This window comes from Nostoc mirabile CHAB5784 (assembly GCF_020829645.1).
Classification (GTDB): Bacteria; Cyanobacteriota; Cyanobacteriia; order Cyanobacteriales; family Nostocaceae; genus Nostoc; species Nostoc mirabile.
The window spans coordinates 1-12,875 of record NZ_JAIVFS010000152.1 but is presented as its reverse complement, the minus strand read 5'-3'; the positions used below and the strand labels follow the sequence as shown (position 1 = coordinate 12,875).

The following is a 12,875-nucleotide window of genomic DNA, read 5'->3' as shown; positions in this document are numbered from 1 at the left end:
TTTGGTTAACTTGATAGCTGGTTTAACCGCCTACACCTATTTACCCAAAAAACCTGGTATTGACATTTCCCCGAAAGATTTACCTGCTCTACCTCCTGCGATTTTTTAGTTCCATCGAACTCACGTTGATATTAGGGTGCAAGTTTTTTGTCACCCCCAGCGATAGCCTAGCCATTTTAGCTGCCAATGCCAATTCGCTGAGTCTCTGATTAACTCAGCCCTGCTGGGTCGTTTCGCATAGCTTAGTCTAAACTCCAGTATGTAAAAAATAGTGCAACAAAATAAAACAGTAGCAATCAATTTAAAGCTCGCTGTATACTTCTGTTACCATCTAAAAACTTAACCGGATGCGTCAAAACCGATCTAAAGATAAATTACTCGAAACGGTCAGCCTTCTAGACGAGTTACCAGATCGGGCAGTTTTTTCGAGTAAATCGAAGGGTTGGAATGGTATTGTGACTGAATATTATCATCATCCCGCCAATGAATTAGTTTCGCCACCGCTGTCTCAACACCTGATTACCTTAAATTGTGGTTCACCCTACCACCTTGTGCAACAGCTTGATGGCCAAGTTTATCAAGGGCAAGTTTTAACAGGAGAGATGATCCTGACACCTGCAAACTATACAACCCAATGGTGTTGGGATAGCCAAGTAGATGTTTTACACCTATGCTTGGAACCAAAATTTATTGATAAGGTTGCACTAGAAGCAGTCGAAGTAGATGCTAATCGTGTGGAAATTCTTAATTGTTTTGCTGGGGCTGACCTCCAGATTCAACATCTAGGTAATTTGCTGCTTGTCGAATTACAATCGGAAAAACTGGGTAATCGTCTCTACACCCAATCATTAACCAATGCTTTAGCCGTTCATTTAATCAGAAAGTACAGCAGCATTCAGAAAACCGTCAGGCAGTACTCTGGTGGTTTACCCAAGTCTAAATTACAATGGGCAATCACCTACATTCAAGAAAATTTAAACCAAGACTTAAGTTTGGATGAAATTGCGGCAGAGGTAAATCTAAGTTCATATCATTTTGCTCGTTTATTTAAACAATCAACAGGTTTAGCACCCCATCAGTATCAAATTCGTTGCCGGGTTGAACGTGCTAAGGAGTTGTTGCAACAGGGTCAAATGGCGATCGCGGATGTTGCTACTCATGTTGGTTTCTACGATCAAAGTCACCTCAGCCGTCATTTCAAGCGGATGTTCGGCGTTTCACCGAAAGTCATTCAGCAAAATAGCAATAACATCCTCTGGATTAGCAAAAGCGTCCAAGACTCCACCGCGTAAGTCCTTTTAAAGTTGGAGTAGATAACAAACAGCGTCATTATTTACTCTAACTAGATTTTCAAGGCAGGGATGGTCATGGCTAGTTTTGATACCTATAAAGACAAATACGAAAATCTCCGCATGGAGCGCACCGACTCTGGTATTTTGACAGTCACGATGCACACTAATGGCGGCTCCCACATCCATACGGGGAAAGCACATCGAGAGTTTCCAGATGCGTTTGGTGAAATTGCCCGTGATCGCCAAAATGAAGTTGTGATTTTAACGGGTGCTGGCGACCAATGGATTAGCCACATTGACTTTTCCACCGTGGATGACATTACTACACCATCTGGCTGGTATGCCATTATGACAGAAGCGCGCCAACTTCTGTACAATTTTCTTGACATTAATGTTCCTGTGATCTCAACCGTCAACGGGCCGGCTCACATTCATGGTGAGTATGCGTTAATTGCAGATATTATCTTAGCGGCTGAGGAGGCATACTTTCAAGATAACCAGCACCTATCGGTTGGGGGCGGAGTTGTACCCGCCGACGGGGTGCAGATTCTCTATCCAGCCGCAATGGGTGATATTCGAGGGCACTATTTTCTGTTAACAATGCAGAAACTATCAGCAGCAGAAGCATTGCAAATTGGTATGGTCAATGAGGTTCATCCTCGTGAAAAACTCTTAGCTAGAGCCAATGAGTTGGCACAGCAACTTCTTCGTCTCGATCCATATACACGCCGCTACACCCGACTGATGTTTACCCGAAAGCTCAAGCGAAAAGTGATTGAGGAACTTTCCTTTGACATGGGTTTAGAGGGGCTTTCGGTGATCTCCGCCGTGAAACCTAAAAATTCATAACCAGTAGAGCATAGGCAGCATTTATCAAATCACTGACAAGAGAAATACCATGATTCATAATCAACAGCAAAGCAAAGGTATTGAGAGCTGTAAGGGTACTTTTGTCCTTTCCATGATGCGCTGCACAGCATCTTTGACGATTCTACCAGTTGGCACTTTCCCGCCAGCAAGTTCTACTGCCTGTTGCCATACCTCCCACTGTTCTTGAGGTTCTAGCTTTGTAATGGGTCGGACTTGCCCAACACTTGTGGGCAAAATTTGTGATCCATTTGTTGTCAAATTTTCAGGCGGCAAATTTTGACAACAAATTGTTGTCAAATTCTCGTAGACATCGGATGCTGCAATTAGATAATTTGACTTTTGGCGACTATGACCAAAGCGATCGCGGCAATAATCCTCAAACGTGCGGTGACTTGAACGGTAGAGTCGTCTATCTCTTAATTCCATTAGTGCCTTGCCCGCCTCAAAAAATGCCCGTTCCACCTTCCTCTCCAGGTGCAGGCGATCGCGCTGTTCTTCTTCTGTCAACTCTGGAACTTCAACAGCACTGACCGTAATTGTTGCTGTCGCTGGATTTACTTGCCCAGAGATATCTTCATTTGCAGAGTCAGGGGGTGTTTTTGAATCATCAGAAGCGGCAGAGGTGGATTTTTTACGCTTGAGGGGTGGGTTGTTCATGCATCCACCTTTTTTGGTTCAGTGGCATTGGCTCAAAATCGATCACAGATAGATTTTTGGTGTGCTAACTTGCAGCGATCGCTTCGCTTCTTTGGAAGAACTAAAGCTAGGGTCAGAGGATTAATAGGCTGGAGGTCAAGCATTTTCAGACTCCAGTTCCGCCTGTACTAGCTCATCAAAAGTACAGTTGTAGACCAAACTGGTAGCCAGCATTAGCTACGACCACGGCAACTACCAGAATCTATACTGGCGGGTACTGGTAAATAACGTTGAGATTTTCCGTGACCGCGTAATTCTCGCACAAACGAGAGCGATCGCTAGAGTTGTAACAGTTAAGCGATCGCTCATCAACTACTCGCTTATTCACCAATCCCCAATTAAATCAATGCAACCCTCCCGAACCCATCTATTTGTATGTCAACCAGGAGGAAGTAGATGGCGAATCTTTCGTTTGGTATAAGTTCAATATCAGCCAGGAGAAGAAAATCCCTGTTCCTCAAAGAGCGTTAACTGGGTATCTGGCTGAACTGCGATTAACCACTAAAGAGTTCAAAAACAAGGACAATCTAAAGCTAGATATTGTTGTGAGTGCCGATGAACTTTATGTTATCAGAACTGGTGTTGAAACTAATTTCGCCAAAAGCTTTCTTCTTGCTGCATCAGGTGTACAAGATTTTTCTAGACCACTGATTATTGCTGCTACTGCTGGTGAACAAAACACGGTTTTCTGTAATCTTTACGATGCAGCAACCAAGACCAAGATTTACAGGGAATGGAGTAGAGATTTGGATTGGGCAACAATGATTCGTGACATTCAATCTCTTTTAGGTGGTGCTTCATCAACTATTCCATCTACACCAAAACTTAGCGTAGTCCCCCAACCAGTACATCCTCAAGACTTACGAATTAAAAATATCCGCACTTTGCTTGATTATCCACTTGATTTAGTCAAAGAGTGGTTGCAATTTCAAGACACTACCAACACTGCTTGAAACTGGACTGGCAGCAGAATCAAATCAGAATGTTGGGTAAAACTCTGCCCGTCCCGCGCCTTGAGTGCATTTATGGTGATGCCGGATGTGATTACCTTTACTCAAAGTGCATGTTTTTGAAACCACTATGTTGGACAGAAGCTCTGTCTAGCTTGCGGGATCGCATCACCGCATTAACTGGCTACAAGTTCCGCATCGTCATTGGCAATCAGTACCGGAGTGGTATCGATTCTATCGGCTGGCACGCTGACAAAGAATCATCGATGGGATTCAACCCAGCGATCGCATCAGTCAGCTTGGGATCATGTCGCAAATTCCAAATCAAACCGAGAAATGGCAGACCAACGGACTTCTGGCTGGAACACGGCAGCTTGCTTGTGATGCACCCCGGTTGTCAGTCTACTCATCTGCATCAGGTTCCAAAGACCAACAAAGTCGTTAGCACCCGTATTAATCTCACGTTTCGACCGCACACCGGGGGGAGCAGATAACGCTGTAGGCTGGCTTTATGACTACTTCATAGCCAGCACTCTTGATTTCAAAAAGTTGAATCGGCGGCACGGGTGCAATGCCGCTTCCATCTTCATGCGTCAAAAAATAGAGGGAATATGCGTATAATCGAATCTGATTCTCAAGCAAAACATTTAACTGAATGGCTCAACAGTGGGGTTGACGAAGAAATCTTTCACCTGAATGGGCGATCGCTCTACGGGACTTTACCCTACGAATATCTGCTCTACAGTCCTAAAATCTCCCGTCGCAATGATGGACGATTGCGCGATCGCGATTTGAAAAAATACCAGCACATTGAACTAGGCGGCTGGTGGTGCAGTGGGATTGACCCGCTCAACGAATACGTCCTGATGATGTGGGGCTGTTTCAAACCCGACCACCCCCGAAGAGATCGCCAGAAGATCCACAAGTTCATCAAATACGAACACCCATACAGAGAAGAAACACGCGCTTTCTTCCTCTTAGTGCCGAATCGCATTTGGGTGAAAGTCTCCCTACGTTGCGGTATCCCTATCACTGAAGAGGACTTACAACACCCTGGCGGTTTCTGGCATTGGGTTTGGCGGCACAACGTACCAGTGACAATCGTGGAAGGTGTCAAGAAAGCGGGGGCATTATTAACAGCTGGTTATGCAGCGATCGCAATTCCGGGAGTAAACGCTGGATACCGCACCCCCCAGAATGAGTACGGTACTGCCACTTGTGTTGAGCGGAGTCGAAACATCGGTAAACCATCCCTGATTCCCGACTTGAAACATTTTGCAACACAGGGGAGACAGGTTAACATCTGCTTTGACCAAGATAATAAGCCCGAAACTGTACAGCGAGTCAGAACCGCTATCAGTCGCATGGGACGGCTGCTTGTGAATGAAGGTTGTTCTCTGCGAGTGATTGATTTACCGTTAGGGGCAGAAAAAGGGGTTGATGATTTTATTGTTGCTCACGGTCAACCTGCATTTGATGCACTCTACAACACAGCCGAAACCCTGGAGTTGTGGGAAATAAAGTTGTTTACTCTGTTAACCTATCCCCCTGCCATTGCACTCAACCAAAGATTCCTGGGTCAGTTGCTCGTACCCGAAGGCGAAAAACTGATTGTTCTCAAAGCGCCAAAGGGAACGGGTAAAACAGAGTGGCTTTCTGCGGAGGTTGCCAAAGCCCACGACCAAGGACGACGGGTATTAATAATCACCCATCGCATTCAACTGGGTGAGGCACTGTGCAATCGGTTTGGTGTTAACTATGTTACTGAAGTTCACACGAGTGAAACAGGCACATTGTTGGGATATGGGGTGTGTGTGGATTCACTGCATCAGGAAAGTCAGGCGCGATTCAATCCTAATGACTGGTCAAATGATGTCATTATTATTGACGAATGCGACCCCCGACTTTAACAAGGGGCAGATGTTGTCGTCGGTGCTATTGTTAGAAGAACTGAATCTGTTGCAGTTGCTCACGCCTGGGGAACGGTTACGCTCTTGTGACGAGGCAATGCAGGAATTTAAAGCACTGGCTGTAAAGCATCGGTATGTTATTAAGAATTATTTGAACGTGACTATGTCAGAAAAACTCACTTCCATAGCGATCGCGCAAAAGTTATTGGACAAGGTTGATTTGCGGTTATCTTATATCGGTCGCTTGGGGCCGCGAGGAAAACGGGAGTGTATTTATCAGTTTCTTCCTCCTGATGATGAACGTGATGCAATTTTCGATTCTTGGCTAAGTCGGGATGAAGTGTTAAATCGTGAATCCGTGTCAGTCACTAATAATATAGATATACAAACCCAAGTCAGTGACACACACGATATTCCCCAAACATTCAATGAAGCTGCCCAGGGCTGGAAGGGGTTGAAGTTAAAACTGCGCCAAGGACTAGAAAGTGCTGGTCAATTCTACCAGCAGCTAGTCTCCACAATAGGCACGGCTGTCGGTGTTGCTGATGGTGAGCCTTACTGGAATAGCTATCTGAACCAGTGGCAAGTTTGGGTTAACTTTGCTCTTGGGTGCAAGTCTGTGGTGTGCGATTGGCTAGTGGGGGTTTAGGTCAGGAGGAATTGCTTCAGTTTCGACTTGGTAATTGTGGACTATGTGCAGTTGATTGAACCAATAATCGAATTTTTGATTGAGCGCCAAACATCAAACACTCCCATAAATACATTGTCTGAATACATAAATAATCTTTCTTCGGGGGAAACAGTAGAAGCTATAGCACTGATGGTGCTTGGTCGTGGAGATTCTGGGAGACAACCATCGGATTTCCTTGAGTTAGTGAAAGAGGCTCAAGGAGTCGAAAGACATTATCTAGTTGAAAAGTCTTTATTAGCTAAATACCTACGTTCTGGATTGGAAAAACTAAATCTTCATTGAAATAAGGGTGAAAGAAATTGAGTTACGATAATACTGCCAAGTACTTAGCTGAATTGTATCCAGCCGAGTTTGCCAAGTGGTTGCTACCAAATAAAACTACAGAAGTTACAGTACTTAAAACTGAACTTTCAACAGATCCAATCCGCGCAGATTATGTCACATTTTTGCAAACAAGTAGCCGGATTTTGCACATTGAGTTTCAAACTCTCCCCAAATCTAATCCGCCGATTCCTTTGCGGGTATTAGACTATTACGTGAGATTGAAACGGCAATATAACACACCAGTAACCCAAGTCGTGATCTTCTTGCAACAAAGTAGTGACCCTATTGCATTTACTGAAGAATACACGGATGAGTTCACAAATCACCGTTATCAAGTTATACGGTTATGGGAACAAGATTCAGCTTTGTTTCTGAATAATCCAGCGCTATTGCCTCTTGCGCCTTTAACTCGAACTGATTCCCCAGCAGCTTTATTATCCCAAGTAGCTCAAAATATCGCTAAAATTCCAGATAGGGATGAAAGACAGAACATTGCTGGATGTACAGAGATATTTGCAGGTTTAAGGTTTGAAAAAGATTTAATTCGTCAATTTTTACGGGAGGATATTATGCAGGAATCTGTTATCTATCAGGATATTTTGCAGAAAGGGGAATTCAAATTTTTCTATCGCCAGCTAAATCGCCGTTTTGGAGAAATTGATATATCAATAATTGAACGAGTTCGAGAATTATCTACGGAGCAATTAGAGGCATTAGGAGAAGCATTTTTAGATTTTTCATCAGTTGAAGATTTAGTAGCTTGGTTAGACCAATTGGGATAAAAAGGATAAAAGCGGAGGAAATCGGATTAAAACCTCCGCTTCCCGGTTTACTATTTCTCTGTCTTTATCATTCCACACTCTACAGATAATTAAAGACTTGAGTAAATCTGTAACTGCTAAAAATAACAACAAAATAAATGTGGAGATCAGCGCATGATACTTTCCACTTTATACCATGAGGGAGCTTGCAACAGAACTGTATTTGAGACTTGGCTAAAAACTTGTTTAATACCAACGCTAAAATCAGGACAAATAGTAATTGCAGATAATGCTACATTTCATCGCGGTGGACATATTAAAGAATTAATTGAAGCAGCAGGCTGTCAATTAAAATATTTGCCATCCTATTCACCCGACCAAAACACAAAATTGAGCGGTGCTGGTCATGGTTGAAAAGTCGAATTCGTAAACAGCTAATTCAATTTGACTGCCTTCGCAGTGCTATGGAAGATGTTCTTGGTACAGCGTCCTAACCAGCCTGGCGGCTGCTATATTAGGCAGTTGCACAGTTGCATCTATATCTCTCATCTATATCTCTGGTGATTGCCGCATCAGATGCTTATGTTCAGTCATTGGAGTTTTAAAACCCATGAAAGCGCTATCTGTTCGTCAACCTTGGGCATGGGCAATTATTTATGCTCTTAAAGACATAGAAAATCGTGGCTGGCCTATCAATTATCGCGGCGACATTCTGATTCACGCTGCAAAAACCTGTACCAAAAAAGAGTACCAGCTAGCGAAAGAATTCGGTCATTGCATGGGGGTAGTAATCCCAGAATTAAAAAGTCTCCGTCGCGGTCAAGTTATTGGCATTGTCACAATAGTAGATTGCAAGTTTTCACAAGTTGCATCTGGCTGGGGGATGGCTGAACAGTACCACTGGAAATTGGCGAATCCACGAGAAATTACACCAATTCCTTACATCGGGCAGTTGGGGATTTTTGAAGTACCAGACGATTTGGTTATGGAGGTGGCTGCATGACTAAAACAGTCCCAAGTCATACGCTACCTCCGAAGGCAAAACCAGTAATACTTGCGTTATCTGCGACACCCGAAAAATTCTTAGAGGACGACCTTAAAAGCTTACAACTTCATAGTCAAGAATGCCTCTATCCGTACCTTGAAAAGAAAAACGCACTTCATAGGACTGAAGTACATTACCAAGCACCTCTCGGTTCTACCGCATCAGTGAAGGTTACGTTATCTAAGACACCCGAAAAATTCTTAGAGGACGACCTTAGAGGCTCACAATTTCATAGTCAAGGATGCCTCTATCCGTACCTCGAAAAGAAAAAGCTACTTGATGGTTCAATAGCTTTTTACCCACGAGTGATAGGTGAGCGTGACCCAAACAATCCGACTCATTGGCGATGGGGAGTGCGATTCGTTCACTCGAAATGAATAGAAATATTCAGGGATGAGTGACATTTGAGAGATAACCCCATTGGGTTGAGTTCGCACTTTAATCTCTCTCAGATGATAACTGAATAACCATGAGGGTGACTCCAAAGAAATTAAGGAGAAGTCCCTCTCCGTAGGTGCAACGGTAACAGCGTCATCCCTACGGTAGCGACTAGCCATCAATCCGTAAAGCGGGATGAAAAGGAGGTAAAACTGGTAGCCTAAGCTGGTTCCCTTCGAGCATGAACCTATGAATAGCGAAAGCAAAGATGCGCCGAACCATCGTTAGCCAAAACCAGCGAAATAAGGCTTAATGCGTTGGAGCCAAAAGGCAAGGGATAAAAGGGGGCTGGCAATTTCCCCATTGACCAGTTGCACTCCCAATAAACCCGGTGGAAAACATCATTCTAAGGGTTCTAACAATGGTTATTCGGAACGAAGTAACCTTTCGTTTGCTCTCAGCAAGGTCGATAACTGAGTAGGTGCTAACCGTATGCAACGATTAGGAGAGATTGAGTCAGAAGCTAATGCTTTGCTGTAATGGCAGGGATATGCTGACGGACTTACGGTGATTTGGAGTGTAAAGTTATGAGTAGCAATGAAAAAGTCTAATACACGACAAATTGCTCCCAAACCAACTAAAAACGGTTTTCTTCCCCCGAAGACTAACCCAATTAGGAAGGTTTTGAGTAATGAATCGATGGAGGAATGGAAACACATCAACTGGCGTAAGTTAGAAAGACGTGTTTTTAAGTTGCAAAAACGAATTTACAAAGCATCTCGTCGTGGTGATGTCAAAGCATTCCGTAGACTCCAAAAGACGCTGATGAATTCCTGGGGAGCAAAGTGTCTATCGGTTCGACGGGTTACACAAGACAACCAGGGGAAAAAGACAGCAGGAGTGGACGGTGTTAAATCACTATCCCCAAAAGCACGTCTTAAGCTGGTTGCCAAATTAAAACCTAACTCAAAGGGGAAACCGACACGACGGGTTTGGATTCCCAAACCAGGAACGGATGAAAAACGACCTTTAGGAATTCCCGTAATGAACGACCGAGCCTTGCAAGCGCTGCTCAAACTGGCATTAGAGCCAGAATTGCGTTGCGCGATTTGAACCTAACTCATACGGGTTCAGACCTGGGCGCTCATGTCATGATGCAAGAGAGGCAATATTTAATGCGGTTTGCAAAAAAGCAAAATACGTGCTTGATGCCGACATTGCAAAATGCTTCGACCGCATCGACCATGAAGCACTGCTAAGAAAATTAAATACATCCCCTACCATCCGCCGACAAGTTCGAGCATGGTTAAAAGCGGGGGTGATGGATGGAGGGCAGTTGTTTCCAACATCTGAGGGTACGCCGCAGGGTGGGGTCATTTCTCCGCTACTAGCTAATATTGCCCTTCACGGGATGGAAGAACGGATAAATAAGGCATTTCCAGAAATGTCTCAAACCATGAGGGAAACTTGGTATCACAAAAAAGGTACAAAGTTCAGAAGCCCCCAACTTATCCGATATGCCGATGACTTTGTGATTCTCCATAAAGACATAACCGTTGTCCAAAGATGCAGGGAGATAATCTCTGAATGGTTAATAGACATGGGTCTGGAATTGAAGCCTTCCAAAACACGTCTAACCCACACTTTAAATGAGTATGGATCAGAAAAACCAGGATTTAACTTCCTTGGTTTTAACATAAGACAGTGGAAAGTGGGTAAATACCACTCAAAACAAGGGTTCAAAACAATCATCACCCCAAGCAAGGAAAAGCAAAAGATACATTACGACCGAATAGCAAGTATCATCGATGACCATAAAGCAGCGCCACAAATAGCGTTAATCAACCGACTAAATCCGGTAATAACAGGATGGTCTAACTACTATTCAACATCAGTAAGTAAGGTTATCTTCTCTGACTTAGATAATCTCATGTATCCAAAGCTGAAGGCTTGGGCGCAACGCCGCCACCCCAAGAAATCTGGGGGATGGGTGTCAAAGAAATATTGGCAAACCATTGGCGGTGATAATTGGGTATTCGCAACCAGACAGGAGGGTAAAAACCCGGTGAGGTTACGTTCACACACGGAAACAAAGATTATCCGTCATGTGAAAGTCAAAGGCGATGCCAGTCCTTACGATGGCAACCTAATTTACTGGAGTTTAAGAATGGGAGAACACCCCGAAACGACTACGAGAGTGGCGACACTCTTAAAGAAACAAAAAGGGAAGTGTACCCACTGCGGAATGTACTTTCGAGAGGAGGATGTACTGGAAATTGACCACATAACCCCTAAAAGCTTGGGAGGCAAAGACGAATATAAAAATCTCCAGATATTACATCGACATTGCCACGATGAAAAGACAACTGATGATGGTTCAGTTGTGAAGTACACATGACAATGTGCCGATTCATTGAGGAGCCGTGTAATGGGAAACTATTAAGCACGGTTTTGAAGACCAACGGGGTTGGTGACAACCTCGTTGAGTTTACTTACAACTGGGAAGAACGAGTTAACCCGTGTGGAAAGGGCGAAGTATTGGTTCCATTCCTTGCAGTGCAATTTCCATGATTCGGACACTGCAACAACTCTTGGCAACCAGGGAAGATATTATCGCTTTTATCAAAAAAGCGAAAACCAAAAAGCCATCACCAAAATTAGATGTCTGCAAAAATTTTGATAACACAGATTTTAAACCAACACTTCCAGATGATGCCCCGATCGCTGTAGTACTATTCGCGGGTGGTGGTGGGATTGAAGCTGGGATGCTACAAGCTGGTATTCGCCCAGTTATTGCAGTAGAGTTTGACTCAAGCAAACCAGAACTAAGTCGGGCGTTCGTCGAAGACGTTGCCGAAGGCATCGCCAAAACCCATCACCACAACTTTAGCGAGTATGGCTGTAGAATAATCCAGCTAACAGTTCAAGAAGTAGCACAGTCAGGATTTCTAGGCTTTCCCCGCCGCCCCGATTACCTCCACGCCTCTCCAGTATGCACCAACTTCAGCCAAGCCCACACAGCCAAAGCAGGTAAGGGCGTTGAAACGGCTGATGACCTGAGTGCAGCGATCGCGGTAGCAGAAGCCATCCGACAGTTGCAGCCACGGGTGTTCACTCGGCAAAATGTTTCGGATTCCCTGATAACTTACTGTATTCTGGGATATCGTTCTCTGTGGAAAGCCAAATGATTCCTATAGATATGCAACGACTTATCAAAAAAACCTCTAACCCAGTTCGCAAGAAAATAGAAGTAACCCCACCATCGACTGAATCCATTGAGATGCCTGAAAGTCAAAATATTTCTGAACCAGTCATTGGACTAAATCCACCTGTGTACATTGAAGACTACGTTTCCGAATCCGAATACATTTCAGAACACTATTGCCCCCTAAGCTCTATTGGCAACTCTGGGTGGCAACCGTCTGACCAAACAATTCGCAATTCGCAGTTCGCAATTCGCAATTAACACTTACGTATAAATGCGCTCGTTGTGAATATTGATATGACATGTGCAGTTTTTTTCATAATTGAAATTAATTGCTCTGTAACCCCAATAACTCAATTCGCAATTTTGTCCCCAATTGCGAATTGCGAATTGCGAACTCTTTTTGCTGATCTACATAGCAGAGTATGATTTATTTCATGGAGCTTTCCTTTCTTGAAGGACGTATTGGGGGTGTGATTTATTTCGAGGATATAAAAATCGGGTTACTTGCAGTGTCTGTGGATTATCCCCTTACCGATGCAGTTAAGTATTCACGTTTTTCTGAGGTGATTCAACTGTCGGCTCCTAATGGCAATGATCGCAATTGAGATTCACTCTTTAATGTATATAGCGGTTCTCAGTTGGGTGCAATATAGTAACAACAGTGAGTGAACCATCCAATAATGTCTTTTTTACTCACTGCATCTAAGGCACTTGTGATGGCTTGATCTAACTCTTCGTAGGTTCTAGCAG

The 12,875-nt window shown here is 43.9% G+C and carries 16 protein-coding genes and 3 pseudogenes; 17 read left to right on the top strand and 2 right to left on the bottom strand.

Annotation, left to right across the window (positions count from 1 at the left end; all coding sequences use genetic code 11):
- The 3 genes and pseudogenes from LC653_RS48115 to LC653_RS41010 form a co-directional block, all read left to right on the top strand.
- Positions 1-109: pseudogene (locus LC653_RS48115) on the top strand (IS982 family transposase); the annotation flags it as partial.
- Positions 110-347: 238 nt separating this feature from the next.
- On the top strand, positions 348-1,292 hold the full coding sequence (locus tag LC653_RS41015; protein WP_229488733.1) for a helix-turn-helix domain-containing protein: 945 nt from the start codon (positions 348-350) through the stop codon (positions 1,290-1,292).
- A gap of 75 nt (positions 1,293-1,367) precedes the next feature.
- Positions 1,368-2,141 carry an enoyl-CoA hydratase/isomerase family protein gene (locus LC653_RS41010; protein ID WP_229501035.1) on the top strand — a complete coding sequence of 258 codons (774 nt, stop codon included), beginning with the start codon at positions 1,368-1,370 and terminating at the stop codon, positions 2,139-2,141.
- 60 nt (positions 2,142-2,201) lie between these two features.
- Here LC653_RS41010 and LC653_RS41005 read toward each other — a convergent pair whose 3' ends face one another.
- Together LC653_RS41005 and LC653_RS46595 are read right to left on the bottom strand one after the other, a co-directional pair.
- Complete coding sequence (locus LC653_RS41005) at positions 2,202-2,819, bottom strand: hypothetical protein (RefSeq protein ID WP_229501034.1); 618 nt, start codon at positions 2,817-2,819, stop codon at positions 2,202-2,204.
- 241 nt (positions 2,820-3,060) lie between these two features.
- Complete coding sequence (locus tag LC653_RS46595; protein ID WP_267923408.1) at positions 3,061-3,186, bottom strand: hypothetical protein; 126 nt, start codon at positions 3,184-3,186, stop codon at positions 3,061-3,063.
- Between the two features lie 43 nt (positions 3,187-3,229).
- On the opposite strand from LC653_RS46595, the gene LC653_RS41000 reads away from it, so the two are divergent.
- The 14 genes and pseudogenes from LC653_RS41000 (at position 3,230) to LC653_RS40945 (ending at position 12,730) form a co-directional block, all read left to right on the top strand.
- On the top strand, positions 3,230-3,811 hold the full coding sequence (locus LC653_RS41000) for a hypothetical protein (protein WP_308189227.1): 582 nt from the start codon (positions 3,230-3,232) through the stop codon (positions 3,809-3,811).
- A complete protein-coding gene (locus tag LC653_RS40995) occupies positions 3,775-4,302 on the top strand; it encodes an alpha-ketoglutarate-dependent dioxygenase AlkB family protein (protein WP_308189226.1) in 528 nt (175 codons plus the stop codon). Before LC653_RS41000 ends, LC653_RS40995 begins: the two co-directional genes overlap by 37 nt.
- 117 nt (positions 4,303-4,419) lie before the next feature.
- Complete coding sequence (locus LC653_RS40990) at positions 4,420-5,718, top strand: DUF3854 domain-containing protein (RefSeq protein ID WP_308189225.1); 1,299 nt, start codon at positions 4,420-4,422, stop codon at positions 5,716-5,718.
- Entirely contained in the window at positions 5,678-6,367 is a 690-nt protein-coding gene (locus tag LC653_RS40985) for a hypothetical protein (protein ID WP_229501033.1), read from the top strand. The genes LC653_RS40990 and LC653_RS40985 overlap by 41 nt, the downstream gene beginning before the upstream one ends.
- A gap of 36 nt (positions 6,368-6,403) precedes the next feature.
- Entirely contained in the window at positions 6,404-6,691 is a 288-nt protein-coding gene (locus tag LC653_RS40980; RefSeq protein WP_229501036.1) for a DUF3775 domain-containing protein, read from the top strand.
- Positions 6,692-6,708: 17 nt separating this feature from the next.
- The gene (locus tag LC653_RS40975; protein ID WP_229501032.1) at positions 6,709-7,515 is read left to right on the top strand and encodes a DUF4351 domain-containing protein; all 807 of its coding nucleotides are present in this window, start codon (positions 6,709-6,711) and stop codon (positions 7,513-7,515) included.
- A gap of 174 nt (positions 7,516-7,689) precedes the next feature.
- Positions 7,690-7,988, top strand: a pseudogene (locus LC653_RS40970) (transposase); the annotation flags it as partial.
- A gap of 116 nt (positions 7,989-8,104) precedes the next feature.
- A complete protein-coding gene (locus LC653_RS40965; protein WP_229501031.1) occupies positions 8,105-8,497 on the top strand; it encodes an ASCH domain-containing protein in 393 nt (130 codons plus the stop codon).
- A gap of 1,017 nt (positions 8,498-9,514) precedes the next feature.
- The gene (locus LC653_RS47095; RefSeq protein ID WP_308189224.1) at positions 9,515-10,030 is read left to right on the top strand and encodes a reverse transcriptase N-terminal domain-containing protein; all 516 of its coding nucleotides are present in this window, start codon (positions 9,515-9,517) and stop codon (positions 10,028-10,030) included.
- A gap of 49 nt (positions 10,031-10,079) precedes the next feature.
- A pseudogene (locus LC653_RS47090) lies at positions 10,080-10,865 on the top strand (reverse transcriptase domain-containing protein); the annotation flags it as partial.
- Positions 10,848-11,315 (top strand): HNH endonuclease, encoded by a 468-nt coding sequence (locus LC653_RS47085; protein WP_308189228.1) that lies wholly within the window; start codon positions 10,848-10,850, stop codon positions 11,313-11,315. The pseudogene LC653_RS47090 and the gene LC653_RS47085, both read left to right, overlap by 18 nt.
- Positions 11,316-11,484: 169 nt before the next feature.
- Complete coding sequence (locus LC653_RS40955) at positions 11,485-12,105, top strand: DNA cytosine methyltransferase (RefSeq protein WP_229501030.1); 621 nt, start codon at positions 11,485-11,487, stop codon at positions 12,103-12,105.
- Positions 12,102-12,383: a hypothetical protein gene (locus tag LC653_RS40950; protein WP_229501029.1), complete on the top strand. Its 282-nt coding sequence runs from the start codon at positions 12,102-12,104 to the stop codon at positions 12,381-12,383. Before LC653_RS40955 ends, LC653_RS40950 begins: the two co-directional genes overlap by 4 nt.
- Before the next feature lie 176 nt (positions 12,384-12,559).
- Positions 12,560-12,730, top strand: a complete 171-nt coding sequence (locus LC653_RS40945; protein WP_229501028.1) for a hypothetical protein — start codon at positions 12,560-12,562, stop codon at positions 12,728-12,730.
- Positions 12,731-12,875: the final 145 nt, after the last annotated feature.